The sequence below is a fragment of the Rheinheimera riviphila genome (assembly GCF_004005945.1).
GTDB lineage: Bacteria > Pseudomonadota > Gammaproteobacteria > Enterobacterales > Alteromonadaceae > Pararheinheimera > Pararheinheimera riviphila.
On sequence record NZ_SACS01000023.1, the window covers coordinates 17222 to 34572 of the forward strand.

Below are 17351 nucleotides of genomic sequence, written 5' to 3' on the forward strand. Positions count from 1 at the left end.
GCAAAAGGAACCGTTGTGGTAGTCTAGTTACCCATTCGTCAGGCCAGATCGCTTCTTTTGATCATTGCTGGCGGTGCGGAAAAAACATTTTCCACAACAGGATGTAAAGAATAATAACAAGGGTCTGTGCTGTCTTCCCCTTCGTTTTTTGTTTTATTCTCAACAACTTAACTCCTTTTTTGATGCTCAGGAATTTCGAGCTCGCTGGCTATTGCCTGAATTTTCTACACAAACATACTCACAACTTATCCACAGCTTGCCGCTTCTGGCCGAAGCCCGCAAACTGTGGCATCCTTGGTTAAAAATCTTCGGAGCTTCGCTCATGGTGCAAATCCCTGCTGATCCACTGATCCTGGTGGATGGTTCTTCTTATTTATTCCGTGCTTATCATTCGCCACCACATTTAACCAATTCCAAAGGTGAAGCCACCGGTGCTATTTATGGTGTGGTGAACATGCTGAAAAGTCTGTTACGCCAATATAACCCCAGTCAGATGGTGGTGATATTTGATGCCAAAGGCCCGACCTTTCGCAATACCATGTATGCCGACTACAAAGCACATCGTCCGCCAATGCCGGACGATTTACGCACGCAAATTGAGCCACTGCATCAGATTATTCATGCGCTCGGCCTGCCGTTGTTGTGTATCAGCGGCGTGGAAGCGGACGACGTGATTGGCACGCTGGCTGTACAGGCGAGTGCCGCTGGCCGCCATGTGCTGATTTCAACCGGCGATAAGGATATGGCGCAGCTGGTTGATCAGCATGTCACGCTGATTAATACCATGACCGACACCATCCTTGATCCTGCAGGCGTGCGCGAAAAATTTGGCGTGGGGCCAGAGCTAATCATCGACTTTTTGGCGTTGATGGGTGACAAAGCCGACAATATTCCTGGTTTGCCGGGGGTTGGCGAAAAAACTGCCCAAGCCTTGTTGCAAGGCCTTGGTTCGATTCAGACTTTATACCAACGGCTAGACGATATTGCCGCCCTTGGCTTTCGTGGCAGTAAAACCATCGCCGACAAAATGCGTGAGTTTCAGCCGCAGTTGGAACTGTCGTATCAGCTGGCCACCATCAAAACTGATGTTGAATTGCCGATGCAATTTAATGAATTACACCTGAAAACACCGGACTACGGCAAGTTAGCGGAGCTGTATCAGCTTTGCGAATTTAAACGCTGGTTGTCGGAAGTGCAAAGTGCCGAAAAAATTAATGCCGCGAGGCCACTGGTTTCTGCAACAGAAACACCAACGAGTCCATCCGATGGCTCGAATGTCACTGTGACAACAACGCCTGCCGAGCCAGCAAGTAACTCAGCGCAGCTTGATCGCAGCAACTATCAGACGGTACTGACCAGCGAGCAGTTACAGCAATTAATCACCCTGCTTAATCAAACCGAGTTGGTCGCTTTTGATACCGAAACCACCAGCCTCAATTACATGCAGGCTGAACTGGTCGGCATCTCTGTCGCCACAGCACCGGGACTGGCTTGGTATATTCCGGTTGGCCATGATTACATTGGCGCGCCGGAGCAACTTGCTCGTGATTTGGTGCTGGCCGCTTTAAAGCCATGGCTTGAAGATGACAGCAAAGCCAAAGTCGGTCAAAACCTGAAATATGACATGAGTATCCTGGCGCGTTACCAGATTGAGCTGCGCGGCATCAAGTTCGACACCATGCTCGAGTCGTATGTGCTGAACAGCGTTGGCAGTCGTCATGATATGGATAGTCTGGCGTTGAAATACTTGGGTCATCAAACCATCAGCTTTGAAGAACTGGCCGGCAAAGGGGCGAAACAACTGACCTTTAACCAGATTGAACTGGAAAAAGCCGCCGAGTATGCTGCTGAAGACGCCGATGTCACTTTGCAATTACACCTTGCTTTGTGGCCGCAACTGGCTGAAAACCCTGGCCTGGTGAAGGTGTTACAAGACATCGAAATGCCGCTACTGCCGGTATTATCACGGATGGAGCGTGGTGGCGTGTTGATTGATGCCGCCCTGCTGCAAAAGCAAAGTGAGTTTCTGAGCACGCGGATTGGCGAACTGGAATTGCAGGCGCATGAATTGGCCGGCAAACCATTTAATTTGTCATCGCCAAAACAGTTACAGGAAATTTTGTTCACCGAGCAAGGTTTACCGGTCCTGAAAAAAACGCCGACCGGCATTCCGTCAACTGCCGAAGAGGTACTCACCGAACTGGCGCACGATTATCCGCTGCCCAAAGTGATTATCGAGCATCGCACTCTGGCCAAGCTGAAATCAACTTACACCGACAAGCTGCCGCAAAGTATCGATCCGGACACTGGCCGGGTGCATACCTCGTATCATCAAGCCGTTGCCGCAACGGGTCGGCTCAGTTCGACCGAGCCCAATTTACAGAATATTCCGATCCGCACCGAAGAAGGCCGCCGCATTCGGCAGGCGTTTATTGCGCCTGAGGGGAAACGGATCCTGGCGGTGGATTATTCGCAGATTGAACTGCGGATCATGGCGCATTTGTCGCAAGATCAGGCGCTCTTGGATGCTTTTGCCAAAGGCCTGGATATTCACCGGGCAACCGCTGCTGAAGTATTTGGAGTCGAGCTTTCTGAAGTGACAACCGAGCAACGGCGCCGCGCTAAAGCGGTGAATTTTGGTTTAATTTATGGCATGTCCGCTTTTGGCCTGGCGCGGCAACTCGATATTAGCCGTGGTGAAGCCCAGCATTATGTCGATACTTATTTTGCCCGTTTCCCCGGCGTGCTGGATTATATGGAGCGCACCCGCCAGCAAGCGCATGAGCAAGGCTATGTAGAAACTTTGTTTGGTCGCCGTTTATACCTGCTGGAAATTCATAGCAAAAACGTTGGTCGCAAAAAAGGCGCCGAACGGGCTGCTATCAATGCGCCGATGCAGGGCACTGCAGCAGACATTATCAAAATTGCCATGCTGGCTGTTGATCAATGGTTGCAGCAGCAAGATCCAGCCAAGATCAAGATGATTATGCAGGTCCACGATGAATTAGTGTTTGAAGTCGACGCCACCATGCTGCCGGAGTTTCAACAGCAAATAGTCGGTTTGATGCAACAAGCGGCGGCACTTGATGTACCGCTGCTGGCTGAAGCTGGTTCTGGCATGAATTGGGATGAAGCACATTAATTTTGAAAATAAATCAGAAACTGTTGGAACTTGTTGAGCACAGCAGCGTCTGATTGACTGTGAACATCCACATTCCTGGTAATTCCCTTTTAGCCTCTGACTTTGCAGAGGCTTTTTCTTTTCTGCCCGTCGCATTGCTGCCACCACAAATCCGGTAATTTAATTACGATTCTTCGTAAAATTTCAGCTGAAAGTAATTTTATGTTGTTTTATTACATAATGCGCTTGCTTTTTGAACGCACCTGAGTAGAATCAAATCTGTAGGGTACAGAGGTAAGATGTTCTATCTTTCAACAGAAACAAGCTTTACCGCTTGATTTTGAATAGAAAGTAGGCTTATTTAGCCGCCCCACTGCTTGCAGTGGGGCGTTTTTTTTATTCAAAATCTGAAAATTTATTAGATTTTTTAGAGTAAATACTTCAAACATTCATAAATCTATGTATAATGGCGACGTCTTGCTAGCAAGACACCCTGTTGATTTGAAATTATTGATAGCTTCTCCCCGTTTGCTATGCCGGCTTCTCTCTGAGACGCCGGTTTTTCTTTTTTGGGGGATCGTAAATTGGATTTTGGCTAAAAACGGCAAGGATAATTGAACTGGCGGTTGGTTGAAACGTTCAGAAAGGCAGTGGGTAGCCGATTAGCTTACATCGGTTACCCCAAAATGATGATTCTGGCTATAAGACGCTATTACTCTGCAGCAGGCGCATCGTCCGCATCACGGCCGTACCAATCATCTAATACTTGCTCTAATTCAGTTAAACCTTGTTTACTGAGCGAGCTAAACGTATGCACTGTGACATCACCCATAAAGGCCAATGATGCTTCACGCACTTCCAGCAGGGTTTTCTTGCGTGGGCCTGGGCTTAATTTATCAGCTTTGGTCAACAGCAATAATACCGACAGCTGACTTTCAACTGCCCAGTGGATCAATTGCTGATCTAAATCTTTCAGCGGATGGCGGATATCCATTAATACCACCAACCCTTTTAGACTTTGCCGTTTCATCAGGTATTCACCCAATGACTTTTGCCATTTTTCTTTCACCGCTAACGGCACTTTGGCAAAACCATAACCGGGTAAATCGATCAGACGTTTTTCATCGGCTAAACGAAACGTATTAATCAGTTGCGTCCGACCCGGCGTTTTACTGGTTCTGGCCAGACCGTTTTGCCGGGTAAGCGTATTCAAAGCACTGGATTTACCCGCATTGGACCGCCCAGCAAACGCCACTTCAATGCCGGTATCAGGTGGCAACGCGGTAATATCCGGGGCACTGGTTAAGAAACTGGTCTGCTGATAATTAAATTTTGCTTTGTACACAACTCACTCCGACGTCAAATTTGGCTATAGTGTAGCGGATCTAGTTGATCTGAAGAAGCATTAGCCGCTTGAATGGGATTTTATCTGGCTAAGTTTCGTGTAAAATAGCCATAATTCTTAGGGTTATTATCTTTTATACCTGCTTTTTGCAGGTTCACGCTGAACAGAGACGGATAAACATGAAAAAATTCGCACTTCCAGTCATGCTTTTTTTAGGGTTAGTTGGCCAGGTCTTTGCGGTTGAAGGCAATGCAGAAGCAGGTAAAGCAAAATCAGCCACTTGTGCTGCATGCCATGGCCCTGATGGCAACAGCCCAACCGATATGTATCCGAAAATTGCTGGCCAACACGCTGGCTACATTTACAAACAACTGAAAGAATTTAAAGCCGGTATGACTTCTGGCGGCAAAGAAGGTCGTAACAACGCGGTGATGGGCGGCATGGTTGCAGCTTTATCCGATCAGGATATGAAAGATTTGGCGGTGTTTTACGCCAGCCAGACGATGAAATCAGGTTCAACGCCGGAAGATGTGGTCGCCCGCGGTCAGCAATTATTCCGCGCTGGTGATATGGATCGTGGCATTGCAGCTTGTATTGCTTGTCACGGCCCACGTGGTGTTGGCCACAGCCTGGCGAACTTTCCAAAAATCTCTTTCCAGCACCCTGCATACATTAAAGCGCAGCTGGAATCTTTCCGCAGCGGCACCCGCGCCAATGACATGAATGGCATGATGCGCGACATTGCGAAAAAGCTGACCGACGAAGATATCGAAGTACTGTCAAAATATCTGGGCGGCCTGCATTAATTGTTAGTTTTTGCAGCAAAAATAAGGCCTGACTCGCATCAGGCCTTTATTTTTTACAAATGGCTTCCACTATAAATCTTGATGTCTAAAAACCCCTGCGATTAAAAATCTGCATGCGGACCAAATACTTCATAGTGGATCTGCGCCGATCCAACACCCAATGCTAACAGCTGCTCCTTCACGGCCTTCATAAAACCAGTAGGACCACAGAGGTAAAAGTTGGCACTTTGCAGCGGCATTACGCTAGCAACGGCTGCAATATCCATCAAGCCAGTAAACTGATTTGATTCAATCATTTGCGGCGCGTTGCGATACCAGCAAAAATGCTGCAACAACGGATAATCCTGCGCCAACTGCTGCACACGGCCGGCAAAGGAATGCTGCGCTTGATCTTCACAAGCATGCAGAAAATACACTGGTGTCTGTTGTTTTAACGCCACAATACTCTCCAACATCGACATCATCGGTGTTAGACCCACACCTGCCGAAATCAGCACAGTGGGGAGATGAGCCGATTGCAGAAAAAAATCACCGGCTGGCGGTAAAATATCCAGCTCGTCGCCTTCCTGAATATGGTCATGTAAGTAATTTGACACTAATCCAACAACGGGGCCGGCGACCTCACCAGTTTCACGTTTGACGCTGATGCGGTAACTATGGCCATTAGCTTTGTCCGAAAGCGAATATTGACGGATCTCAAAATAGTCGCAATTCGCTGGTTTAACTTTCACCCCCAAATATTGCCCAGGCTGGAAATCCACCACCGCTTCGCCATCCTGCGGTACTAACACAAAACTTGTGACCAGCGCCGACTCCGGAACTTTTTGTTGCACCTTAAACCGCCGCGGGCCATACCAGCCGCCTTGCTGTTGTTCGGTCTGCTGATATAACTGGCGCTCCCGACCGGTAAAAATATTGGCGAGCACGCCATAAGCTTCAGTCCAGGCTTGTTCAACATCTGCGGTAAAGGCGTCCGGAGCCAGCTCGCGCAAGGTCTCAATTAAGTGATGGCCAACAATGTCATAGTGCGCTGGCTGAATAAAAAAGCTGGTGTGTTTATGCGCCACCCGCTCAACCGTTTCGGTCAGCACCGACAGGTTATCAATATTTTTGGCATAAGCAGCAATGGCACTAAACAGCGCAAATTGCTGCCGACCACTCTGCTGATTGGTCATATTAAAAATATCTTTCAGCTCAGGATTCAACCGAAACATCCGTTGATAAAAATGGTTGGTGATCGCGACTCCAGCATTTTCCAAAAGTGGGACTGTGCTTTTGACGATAGCGATAGTTTTTGCAGACAACTGGGCGGAACACATAGAGTAAAACCTCATCTAATTTAAACAACTTACAGTACAAGTTAACCCGGTCTGCCATCAGCGCGTGGCTGGGTCAGGATGGGCCAATAAAACCAGAGGAAAATGGCAAAGGCGCAAAGCCAGAGCAGAGCGCTCACTTGCCAGAACAACAGCGGAAAACCGGATAAAGTCGCAAACATACGTAGTGGCCCGGCCAGCAATAACAAGCCAAAAGCCAGGCTTAACATTTTTCCGACCTGCAACGCGCGGCCGGTATGGCCTAAGGACACCCGCGCCATCATGGCCAGGATCATGCCCGCCATCGCACCGATGCTGAGTAAATGCAGCACATCTTTAAATGGGATCAGCTGGGTTAAATCGCTCAGCCCTAACAGCAACAAACCCAAGGCGAGCGCCAGATAAGCCAGCTGTAACGACCAGAGCAACGGCACTTGCCAGATTTTCCCTGGCGTCCAATAAATCAGCCGTAATAGATGCAAAACCCCAAGCAGCAACATGATCCAACCGGCTCGAAGTGGCAGTTCGACAAAAAAACCAAGCAGAAACATCGCAGTGCCAAGCACCGATAGCGGTAATAAGATTTTATCCAACAGCGGGGTTTTCTGTTGCTCCAGACCAAGCGCTCTGGCGGTAAAAAACGGGATCACCCGGCCACCGACAATGCCCATCAACATGCAAAACAGCAGGATCACGCTATGACTCAGGTGGGCTGCAAGGGCAAATTGTTGGATGGAGACTGCAAAAACAAAACCGGTATTGAGTAGCGCCATCACCGATAACAGTGGAATAAACAGGTAGTTATTCCGACTTTTCGCCCGGATCAGTAAACTGGCTAAGCTATAAATCGCGCCACACCACCACAACAATTGCGTCAGCATAAATAGCCATAACAGCGGCGGAAATGCCGAAAATAACAGACTCAATCGGGCGGTTAACCAGAGCAGACTGAGCAGAAATAGCGGCTTGCCGGACAGGCTGGGCAGTCCGGTCCAGTTTTGGGCGGCGGTGAGTAAAAAGCCGACGGCGACAACCGCACCAAAGCCAAATAACATCTCATGGGCGTGCCAAAGCGAAGGAGGAAACGCCAGCTGCCATGTCAGCAAGCCACTGAACCATAAAGCCCACATCGCTATTGCGATCAAAGCCCAGCTGGCGCCTGCCAGAAAAAATGGCCGGAATGCCAACGCGAAAAGTGCCGCAGATGACCAGGGTTTGGCATATCCGTCGGAAGTTTCCGGCCAATGGATATTGTGTAAAGTTGGATCTTTGCGCGCCATTTAACGCACTTCCTGATGCAGCTCATATTGCGCAATACAGCGGCAGATATAAGCTATTTTCAGTAAGGTCGCGCTGAAAATTAACGTGACGTGGCTAGCCAGTTGCAGTTCAAATGAAAACAGCGCAGCGAGCGGATAACACACCAGAATGGTCGCTAGCAGCAGACAAAAAGATAAGGCTAAAACCGTGTTGGCGACCAATAACAGAGTTTCAAACTGATCGCTGGCAGACAGCTGTTGATGGTGGAAAACTTGGGCTAAATGCAACATAACAGGCTCCTTGGGAGTCCCCTGACTCCGCTGTGGTTCACTGAGATATTGCAGTTCTGATGCCACTTATTTATTTGTTATATTTCATTTAGTTACAAAATAACCTCAATCAAACGGAGTCATAATGACTCCGTTAATAATGAGTCAAAATGACAAATTAGATTTGTTATGACACAATTTACGAAACTCCTTTTGCCACCGGAACCGCTATGGCCGAATTAAATTCAACTTTGTTGCTGGAAGTGGCACTGGATTTAGCCAATAGCATTACCAGCAGCGATCGGTTTGATCGGTTGCTGAGCTCAATCCGCAAGGCCATCAACTGCGACGCCGTGGTGTTATTGTCCTATCAGGGCGAGCTGTTGCAGCCGCTGGCTATTCAGGGGCTGACCGCTGACACTTTAGGCCGCCGCTTTTGGCTGAAAGACCACCCGCGCCTTTTGATCATTTGCCAAAGCACTGATCCGGTGCGTTTTGCGTCCAACACCACCCTGGCCGACCCATATGACGGTTTATTGCTGGCGCAGGCCGGCGATTTGCCGGTGCATTCCTGTATGGGGTTGCCTTTGTACTCCGACGGCCAACTGATGGGCGTGGTGACATTGGATAGCCTGAAACCCGATGCTTTTTCTGCGATTGCCGAACGGACGCTGCAGCTGATTGCGGCGATGTCGGCGGCCACTTTAAAAACTGCGGTGCAGCTGAAAAAGCTCGAGCAAAGTGCCCGGCAGGCGCAAGATTTGGTGGAAGAACTGACCCACGAAGCGCTGACCCGGGAAGGCGGCGAATTAATTGGTCAAAGCAGCAGCATGCTGGCGCTTAAAAGTGATATTCAACTGGTGGCCGCTTCCGACTACACCGTGCTCATTCAGGGCGAAACCGGCGTCGGGAAAGAGCTGGTTGCCCGTACTGTGCATCTGTTATCCAGGCGGGTAAAACAACAGCTGGTGCATTTAAACTGCGCCTCATTGCCGGAAACATTGGCGGAAAGTGAGTTGTTCGGTCATGCCAAAGGCGCTTTTACCGGCGCCGATCGCGATCGTCCGGGCAAATTTTTGCTCGCTGATGGCGGCACTATTTTTCTCGATGAAGTGGGTGAATTGCCACTTGCGGTGCAAAGTAAATTATTACGGGTGCTGCAAAGTGGTGAAATTCAGCCGGTTGGCAAAGACGATGTAAAAACCGTTAATGTGCGGGTGATTGCGGCCACCAACCGCGATTTAGCTGCTGAAGTGGCTGCTGGCCGGTTTCGGGCCGATTTATATCACCGGCTGTCGGTCTACCCTATAACGGTCCCTGCGCTCAAAGACCGGCAGCAGGATGTGCTGCTGCTGGCCGGATATTTTCTGGAACTGACAGCGCGAAAACTGGGCTTACGCCAATTAAAGCTGAGTCCGGCGGCGCAATTGCAACTGTTGCAATACAACTGGCCTGGTAATGTGCGGGAACTGGAGCATGTGATCAGCCGCGCGGCGCTTAAAGCCAGTAAAGACTCGACTGCCGGGGACATTATTGCCTTAATGCCAGCACATCTGGAGCTTCATACCAATACGCCATTCACCGCGCCCCCAACCATTGTATCCAGCGCCGACCTACAGTTACCAAGGGAAGTCGTCACCGGCACAAGTTTAAAAACCGCAACCGACGAATTTCAAAAACAACAAATTTTGCAAATGTTACAAAGCACATCCGGCAATTGGAGCCAAGCGGCAAAGCTGCTGGAGCTGGATCGGGCGAATCTGTCCCGCCTGGCCAAAAGATTGGGCATCAGCGTCGAAAAAACGGTTCATGGCGGCCATAGTCCGACAAGGTCTACACTGCCATAACCAAACGGTGTGGCAAAAAAAGGAGCCAAAAATGAACCCGGTAATTATTGCCTGCGATATCCATGATCATGTTGAAATTATCTGTATGCGGCGCTACGAGGTGGTGCTCCATCTGCTGAATGGATCTCTGGTACAAGGTCTGGCCAAGAATACCCGCAGTAGCGCAGCAGAAGAATTTCTGCTGCTGGAGCAACAGGGTGAACAGCTGGAAGTGCCGCTGTTACAGATCCAGTATATCGAGGTATTAACTGCTGGAGCACCACTGGCGCAGATCTGGTTGCACCCAGCAGGCAGCTGCGCTATGTAGCCGGCCGTGTAGCCGCCACTTCGAAAATTCACAATCTTTGTGCCGAAAACGCTTTATGTTGCGACCAAATTGCGACCAAATTGATCTAAAAACCAACCCGCACCTGCCATCCTGTGAGATATATCTCACACGCAGCGTAAGATTTACGCCCGAAAAATTACAGTAATACATCAACCTCAGCTGATAATTCATGCTAACTAGCTGATTTAATTTGACACTCTGAAATGGTTCAATTTTTTTGTGGTTTTTTTTTGTGCACAGTCTTGTCATTCTGCGCAATAGGTGTAAATTAAACCCCGTTACAGATTGTAACATCTCAACAAAATGGAATTTTTAAGCACGGAAAGCATAAGTGCTTCGGTACATTCATCAAGACATCGTCACTGATGTCAGCGTTTTTAACGCGAGCAAGGAAGATTAAAAAAGTATTAGGACGATCGCGAATAATGATTTGTATAGGGAAATGACCTAACAATATATGGAAACTGACCAGACAGGGTGTCTCACGTAAGTCAGGATGATCTCAAAAAATTCAGCACCTTTCGGTGCAAACCTTCGAACGGCGGCAAGTTTCACTTCCCGCCGTTTTGTTTTATCTGCGATTTGGTTTTTATCACCATGGCTTGCCGTCAGTAGCCGTTTTATCGCCAGCACACGCTACCCCAGGCTGCAGACTTGTCTAAGCTGTAAATGCAGTATTATTCGGATCCACGCGAAATACATAGGCAGCGTGGTGAAAACTGGTTAAAATACGCGCCCTTTTCTACAGGTAGACATTATGACTCGCAAAAAGAAAGCACGTACCTCCGGCCAGCTTGGTATTCGGCATAAACCCACTGCAGAAGCCCGCCAGGAACGTGAACGCCCTGTAGAATCCAAGAAAAAAGGTGCAGGCTTAAAATCCGGTAGCCGCAATGCGGTGCATGCGGATAAAACCACCGATAGCAGCAACAAAAACAAAGATCCCCGCCATGGCAGCAAAACGCCAATTCCACTGGTCGTGACCGTGGCCGAGAAGAAGCTGCTCGCACCACAAACCACACCAAAAGCTTTACTTGCCAAAGCCAAGCCAGTTGAAATTCCACCGCAGGTTGAATTAGAGCAACTGGAACAGGATGAAAAACTGCAAGAATTGCTGGAGCGGATGGAACAAGGCGAAACGCTGACCGGCAAAGATGCCAAGTACTTCAACGCCAAAACTGCCCGTCATTCTGAACTGCTGACGTTGCTGGGTCTGGATGTTGCAGATGACGAAGAAGACGAGCAAGAAGAAGAATTAGACGAGCTGAGTAAACTGCAGCAGGTTGACTGGCGTAAAGACTTGCTGGGTGAATAACGGACGGATCATTTGATGTGGTATGTGTTGTTTGGACTTGGTGTGTTGGTTGTCGCAGGTCTGGCGTTTTATCTGGGACAAATATTGTTTCAACTGCGTGCGCAACAACGACGGCAGCAGCAGGCATTGCTGGTACACCTGCAAAAACAGGCTGAACATCAACAGTATTTGCTCGACAGCATTCTGCTTATCGGTAAAGCCACGCTGGAACAACAGTGTGAATTATCCGAAGCGGCACTGCGGATTTGGGTGTTGCTGGAAAACCTGCAACCTGACTTAGCCCAATCCAGCCGCTGGCCGGGATTGTTTGCGATGTACGATTGTGTCAAAGCAATGCCGACCCACGAAGCACGCAAAGAGCTGGATAAAAAGGAATTACGCCGTCAGGATCATCTGCGTCAGCAAACTGAAATTCAGTTAAAAGAGTCGATCGAAACGGATATTCGCGGCTTGCTGGAGTTGTTACAGCAACGGCATTAACGATCTGCTCCACCACGAATACCAAAAACCGGGCTGATGCCCGGTTTTGCTTTTTTGACAAAGTCGTTTATTTAGTCTTTATAAACCACACCAGCTTTCATCACAAAATTCACTTTACCCATCACACTGATATCCGCCAGCGGATCGCCTGGCACCGCGATAATATCGGCAATTTTACCGGTTTTGATGCTACCCAGCGTTTCCGCCATGCCCAATAACTTGGCGCCTTCGATGGTAGCGCTGTGCAGTGCGGCCAATGGCGGCATCCCGGCTTCGGTCATAAACACAAATTCTTGCCAGTTATCGCCATGCATGCCGACCCCGGCGTCAGTACCAAAGGCGATTTTAACCCCGGCTTTGTAGGCACGGGCGAAGGTTTGCTGAATGAGTGGCCCTATTGCCGCCGCTTTCAGTCGCACCATTTCAGGGAAGAAGCCCGGCACTTTGGCTTTTTCGGCCACGTACTTACCGGCACTGATAGTCGGGACATAATAAGTACCGTATTGCTTCATCAGCGCCATGGTTTTATCGTCCATAAAAGTGCCGTGCTCAATCGAGCTGACGCCGGCTTTAATCGCCCGCTCCATACCCTCTTTGCCATGCGCATGCACCGCCACGGTAAAACCATAATCTTTGGCGGTATCGACAATCGACTTTATTTCTTCGTCTTTAAACTGCGCATTCATGCCACTTTTCGCGACACTGAGTACACCGCCGGTGGCGGTAATTTTAATCAAATCAGCGCCTTCTTTGTAACGCTGCCGTACTGCTTTGCGCGCATCTTCCACGCTATTGACCACGCCGTCCGCCGGAGTGGGGTCGCCCATCCGCTCATACGACACGCCATTGGTTGGGTCCGCATGGCCACCGGTGGTGGCAATTGAACGACCGGCCGTGAAAATCCGCGGCCCTTCGGTATAACCAGCAGTAATGGCTTTGCGCAGCGCAGTGCTAATGTGATGGCTGTCGCCCAGTTCCCGCACTGTGGTAAAACCGGCCAGCAGGGTCTTTTTCGCGTACACCGCGCCGCGTAAGGCAACGTCAGCTTCATTCATGGTGAAGCCTTCGGTATAAGACGTTGGGCTACTCTGATATGAAAAGTGGGTGTGCATATCCATTAAACCCGGCAGCACGGTGTGTTTACTCAAATCAATCAGCGTATCGCCGCTAGCAGGCTGGCGATAACCACTTTCAATAGCGCTGATTTTGTCGCCATCAATCACCAGTGTGTGTTGACGTAAAACCTGTGAGCCTTCGGCGGTAATCACGGTGCCAGCGTGAATGAGGGTGGCGGCTGGTGCTAACAATGGCAATAACGCACCGCTGCACAAGATAATTTTGATTGGTTTCATGTTGGTTCCCGGGTGTTGAGGCAACGACATTGGCTGCGCTCTGGTTTGTTATACGGAGATCTAACTTTGTTTTGGATCAAAGCCTAATAAATCACAGTGCTTATACTGCCACCAGTCAAGAATAGGCGAATGCGATATGAACACCATGATCTGGGACGAAGCACTGGTCCGCAAGTACAACACCAAAGGTCCACGTTACACCTCTTACCCGACAGCACTGTTATTACGCAGTGGCTATGGCGCAGCAAACGCTTTGCAGGCGCTGGCACAAAGTGGCCCAGAATTAAGTTTGTATCTGCATCTGCCATTTTGCCGTGAACTTTGTTATTACTGCGGCTGCAACAAAGTGATTAGCCGTGATCAGACTAAAGCCGACCGTTACATTCAGGCGCTAGCGCGGGAAATACAGTTTTACCAGCGGGTGACTGCCAACAAGCAGGTCAGCCAGCTACATTTGGGTGGCGGCACACCAACCTTCCTAGATCAGCAACAATTAACGCAGCTGATGCTGTTATTAAGGCAGCAATTCAACTTTGCCGCTGATGCGGTACTGAGCATCGAAATTGACCCACGCAGTTGTGATGTCCCAAAACTGCGGCTGCTACGTGAACTTGGTTTTAGCCGGGTCAGCTTTGGGGTGCAGGATTTTGACGAAAAAGTGCAGTTAGCGATTCATCGCCAGCAAAGTTATCAACTGGTAGAAACATTAGTGCTGGCCGCCAGACAGCTAGGATTTAGCTCAGTAAACCTGGATCTAGTCTACGGTTTACCTTTTCAACATCCGGACAGCTTCACCGCAACTTTGCAGCAAGTGAGGCAGCTGGATCCGGATCGTATATCGTTATTCAGTTATGCCCATTTACCAGAGCGTTTTGCCGCCCAGCGTAAAATTCCCAGTGAAGCGCTACCCAATGCCCAACAAAAACTTGAGTTGTTGGCATTATCTGTCAAAAAGCTCGGGCAGGCCGGTTATCAGGCGATTGGCATGGACCATTTTGCCAAAGCGCATGACAGCCTGGCGATTGCACAGCGCGAAGGTAAATTGCAACGCAACTTTCAGGGTTATACCACCGATAACTGTCCGGCGATGTTGGGACTTGGTGTATCGGCCATCAGTCAGGTCGGCAATCAAATCTGGCAGCAGCAGAAAGATTTAAATCTCTATTACCGGCAGCAACTTGAGTTGGGCCACAGCATTGATAAAGGCATGGCGTTAAGTCTGGATGACCAAATCCGCGCTGATCTGATTGCGGAATTGATGTGTAATTTTCGGCTTGATACTGAAAAGTTTGCCGAAAAATGGCAACTTGATTTTGCCAGCTATTTTTCCAGCAGTCTGGCGCAACTAACCCGGTGTCAGCAAGATGGTTTGGTAGAACTCACATCGCAGCAACTCAAAGTCACCACGCTGGGCCGCCCCTGGGTACGGGTGCTGGCTGCTTGTTTTGATGCTTATTTATTGCCGCAAAGTCAGCAATATTCACAAGTGATTTAAGCCACCCTGTGTTAGGCGCTTTCCTCCGCCAAGCCCAAACTAAATTGATAACCACCACTTTGCAGCACAAAGTGGTTTTCCCCGGCTATGACCTGCAAAGTCGCCTGTTCCGCCAGCTGATAAAACAGCGCGCGGCTGAATTTCGCTGTTAATCCACGTGGCAATTGCAAATAAGGCAACAATAAACCAGAGCGTAAACCAGAGCCCGAACCAGAACCCGGTTCAGCCTGCAGCTGGACCGGATATTCAGCCGAAATTAAGTATTCCGTCCCTAAATTAGTCGTCATTTGCAGCAAAGGGCCAAGGTCGCTGTCCTGCCATTGCCAGTTCACAAGCAAAAACGGTGCGTCATCAACTTGAATTGCCACTTCTTCCACTGGCGTGGTCAGCACATAACGGTCATTTTTATACTGTAATACCGAGCTGAACAGTTTCACCAGTTCAATGCGGCCAATCGGGCTTTGTTGGTAAAACCACTGGCCTTCGCGGTCAATCCGAATTGGGATCTCACCACAAAATGGCGGATGCCAGGATTCCAGCGGCGCGCTGCGGCCTTGCTTCAGTTGTTGTTGTAACAGGGAGAGATCCATATGGTGATTCCGTACTTTGCTGACATAAGGTTAATGTTGCCGCTGACACTGTCTGCAGCATAGGCCTAACTGGCTGTTGTTGTGAGCTTTAATCAAAGGTCAAAACGCACAATATCGATGTTTCACGTTATGATAATAAAACCAGAACAAAGCAGCGAACCAGCAGATGCCGCTGTTCAACCTTAACCAATATCAAAAGGAGCCTTGGTTTTGCTGAGTCAAACTTTAGAATATATCGAAAAAAATCAAGATATTATCATTTCCACTGCGATGAATCTGACTGTCGCTATCATTATCTTTTATATCGGCCGCACTCTGGCACGTGGCGTGTCCACACTGATTGGCAAAGCCTTACTGCACCGCAAAGTTGACCGCGCTGTGGTGTCATTTTTAAGCAGCATTGTTTACGCTGCTATCTTAATTGCCGTTGCGCTGATTGCGCTGTCCCATCTTGGTATTCAAACCGCTTCGTTTATCGCTATCTTAGGCGCTGCTGGTCTTGCCGTGGCGCTGGCATTGCAGGGTTCGTTGTCGAACTTTGCATCTGGTGTATTGATCATCGTATTCCGGCCGTTTAAAGCCGGTGACTTTGTCGACGTGGCCGGGATCAGCGGCGTGGTTGAGCGCATCGACATTTTTCAGACCGTTTTTAAAACCGGCGACAATAAAAAGATTTTTGTGCCGAACTCACAAATTACCGGCGGCGCCATTGTGAATTACTCGGCCGAGCCACAACGGCGGGTCGATCTGACGATTGGCATCAGCTATGACTCCGATCTGCGTAAAGCCAAGCAGTTATTGGAGGAGATCGTGGCAGCCGATCCACGTATTTTAAAAGATCCGGCAGCGGTGATTGCCGTGAACGCACTGGCGGATTCAGCCGTGCAGCTGATTGTGCGCTCCTGGGTACAATCCACTGACTATTGGCAGGTTTATTGGGACACGTTGGAACAAGTGAAACTGACATTTGACCAGGAAGGTATCGAAATCCCTTACCCGCAAATGTCCTTGCATCTGAGAAAAGAGGAAAAGGAATGAAACTGAATAAACCATTACTGTTGTCGACACTATTGTTATGCAGCGTCGGCAGCCAGGCTGAAGAAGCCGTCAAACCATGGTCAACCTCGGCTGAATTAGGCGCGATTGCCACTTCGGGTAATACCAAAGGCACCTCAATCACCGGCAAAATTGACAGTAAACAAGAACTGGAAAAATGGAGCAATGAATACGCTTTCGCTGCATTTTACAAAGAAGATGAACTGACCAACGCCGCCGGTGACAAAGTCACTGAAAAATCGGCCGAGCGGTTTTTTGTCTCAGGGAAAGGTGGTTACAAACTCGATGCCGACCACGCCAAACTGTACGTGTTTGGTTCTTACACTGATGACACCTTTGGCGCCTACACCAAATATGCTTTAGTGTCAGTTGGTTACGGCGACCGATTATATGAAGATGACAGCAAAACGCTGGAAGCGGAAATCGGTCCTGGTTATTACACCGGTCGCACTTCTGATGACATCACCGAAAACGGCGCTATGGTGCGGGGTGCGGCGACTTTGAACTGGAAACTCTCTGACACCGCTGATTTTAAGCAAACCTTGAGTGTCGAGATGGGTGAAAACAACACCCGAACCGGCGCCGAGTCATCGGTCAGCGCCAGAATTAACGGCAAAATGCAGATGAAAGCAGCCTTCCTGGTGATGAACGATAGTGATGTACCGCTGGGCAAGAAAAAAACCGACACCCAGACGTCACTGACACTGGTTTATTCGTTTTAATTGCTCTGAAAATCCGGTCCATTGCGGCCGGATTTTTGTCATCTCAGCA

15 protein-coding genes are annotated in these 17351 nt (G+C 49.1%); 9 read left to right on the forward strand and 6 right to left on the reverse strand.

Translation table 11 applies throughout. From position 1 onward, the window contains the following. Positions 1-322: 322 nt before the first annotated feature. Complete coding sequence (gene polA, locus EOE67_RS17110; RefSeq protein WP_127700553.1) at positions 323-3142, forward strand: DNA polymerase I; 2820 nt, start codon at positions 323-325, stop codon at positions 3140-3142. Positions 3143-3833: 691 nt separating this feature from the next. On the opposite strand, the gene yihA is transcribed toward polA, so the two are convergent. After that, a complete protein-coding gene (gene yihA, locus EOE67_RS17115) occupies positions 3834-4466 on the reverse strand; it encodes a ribosome biogenesis GTP-binding protein YihA/YsxC (protein WP_127700554.1) in 633 nt (210 codons plus the stop codon). Between the two features lie 179 nt (positions 4467-4645). On the opposite strand from yihA, the gene EOE67_RS17120 reads away from it, so the two are divergent. Next, entirely contained in the window at positions 4646-5272 is a 627-nt protein-coding gene (locus EOE67_RS17120) for a c-type cytochrome (RefSeq protein ID WP_127700555.1), read from the forward strand. 101 nt (positions 5273-5373) lie between these two features. On the opposite strand, the gene hmpA is transcribed toward EOE67_RS17120, so the two are convergent. Genes hmpA through EOE67_RS17135 form a run of 3 tightly spaced genes read right to left on the reverse strand, consistent with a single transcriptional unit; the run spans position 5374 to position 8138 of the window. After that, positions 5374-6591, reverse strand: coding sequence for an NO-inducible flavohemoprotein (gene hmpA, locus EOE67_RS17125; RefSeq protein WP_127700556.1), 1218 nt, complete (start codon positions 6589-6591; stop codon positions 5374-5376). Between the two features lie 41 nt (positions 6592-6632). Then, on the reverse strand, positions 6633-7868 hold the full coding sequence (locus EOE67_RS17130; RefSeq protein ID WP_127700557.1) for an NnrS family protein: 1236 nt from the start codon (positions 7866-7868) through the stop codon (positions 6633-6635). Continuing rightward, complete coding sequence (locus EOE67_RS17135; protein WP_127700558.1) at positions 7869-8138, reverse strand: hypothetical protein; 270 nt, start codon at positions 8136-8138, stop codon at positions 7869-7871. A gap of 209 nt (positions 8139-8347) precedes the next feature. On the opposite strand from EOE67_RS17135, the gene norR reads away from it, so the two are divergent. From norR to EOE67_RS17155, 4 genes are all read left to right on the forward strand, one after another. Beyond that, positions 8348-9964: a nitric oxide reductase transcriptional regulator NorR gene (gene norR, locus EOE67_RS17140; protein WP_127700559.1), complete on the forward strand. Its 1617-nt coding sequence runs from the start codon at positions 8348-8350 to the stop codon at positions 9962-9964. Positions 9965-9995: 31 nt separating this feature from the next. Then, positions 9996-10271, forward strand: a complete 276-nt coding sequence (locus tag EOE67_RS17145; RefSeq protein WP_164852417.1) for a Rho-binding antiterminator — start codon at positions 9996-9998, stop codon at positions 10269-10271. A gap of 778 nt (positions 10272-11049) precedes the next feature. After that, positions 11050-11607: a Der GTPase-activating protein YihI gene (yihI, locus tag EOE67_RS17150; protein WP_127700561.1), complete on the forward strand. Its 558-nt coding sequence runs from the start codon at positions 11050-11052 to the stop codon at positions 11605-11607. A 15-nt stretch (positions 11608-11622) separates the two neighbouring features. After that, positions 11623-12087: a DUF2489 domain-containing protein gene (locus tag EOE67_RS17155; RefSeq protein ID WP_206099647.1), complete on the forward strand. Its 465-nt coding sequence runs from the start codon at positions 11623-11625 to the stop codon at positions 12085-12087. A gap of 71 nt (positions 12088-12158) precedes the next feature. Here EOE67_RS17155 and EOE67_RS17160 read toward each other — a convergent pair whose 3' ends face one another. Continuing rightward, positions 12159-13439, reverse strand: coding sequence for a metal-dependent hydrolase family protein (locus EOE67_RS17160; RefSeq protein ID WP_127700563.1), 1281 nt, complete (start codon positions 13437-13439; stop codon positions 12159-12161). A gap of 136 nt (positions 13440-13575) precedes the next feature. Here EOE67_RS17160 and hemN point away from each other — a divergent pair, with 136 nt between their 5' ends. Further along, positions 13576-14934: an oxygen-independent coproporphyrinogen III oxidase gene (gene hemN, locus EOE67_RS17165; protein WP_127700564.1), complete on the forward strand. Its 1359-nt coding sequence runs from the start codon at positions 13576-13578 to the stop codon at positions 14932-14934. Between the two features lie 11 nt (positions 14935-14945). Here the strand turns inward: hemN and EOE67_RS17170 are convergent, their stop codons facing one another. After that, positions 14946-15524 carry a DUF1285 domain-containing protein gene (locus EOE67_RS17170; RefSeq protein WP_127700565.1) on the reverse strand — a complete coding sequence of 193 codons (579 nt, stop codon included), beginning with the start codon at positions 15522-15524 and terminating at the stop codon, positions 14946-14948. Between the two features lie 210 nt (positions 15525-15734). Between EOE67_RS17170 and EOE67_RS17175 the strand changes: the two genes are divergently transcribed. Together EOE67_RS17175 and EOE67_RS17180 are read left to right on the forward strand one after the other, a co-directional pair. After that, positions 15735-16562 carry a mechanosensitive ion channel domain-containing protein gene (locus EOE67_RS17175; protein WP_240652860.1) on the forward strand — a complete coding sequence of 276 codons (828 nt, stop codon included), beginning with the start codon at positions 15735-15737 and terminating at the stop codon, positions 16560-16562. Then, positions 16559-17302: a DUF481 domain-containing protein gene (locus EOE67_RS17180; protein WP_127700566.1), complete on the forward strand. Its 744-nt coding sequence runs from the start codon at positions 16559-16561 to the stop codon at positions 17300-17302. The genes EOE67_RS17175 and EOE67_RS17180 overlap by 4 nt, the downstream gene beginning before the upstream one ends. Positions 17303-17351 lie beyond the last annotated feature (49 nt).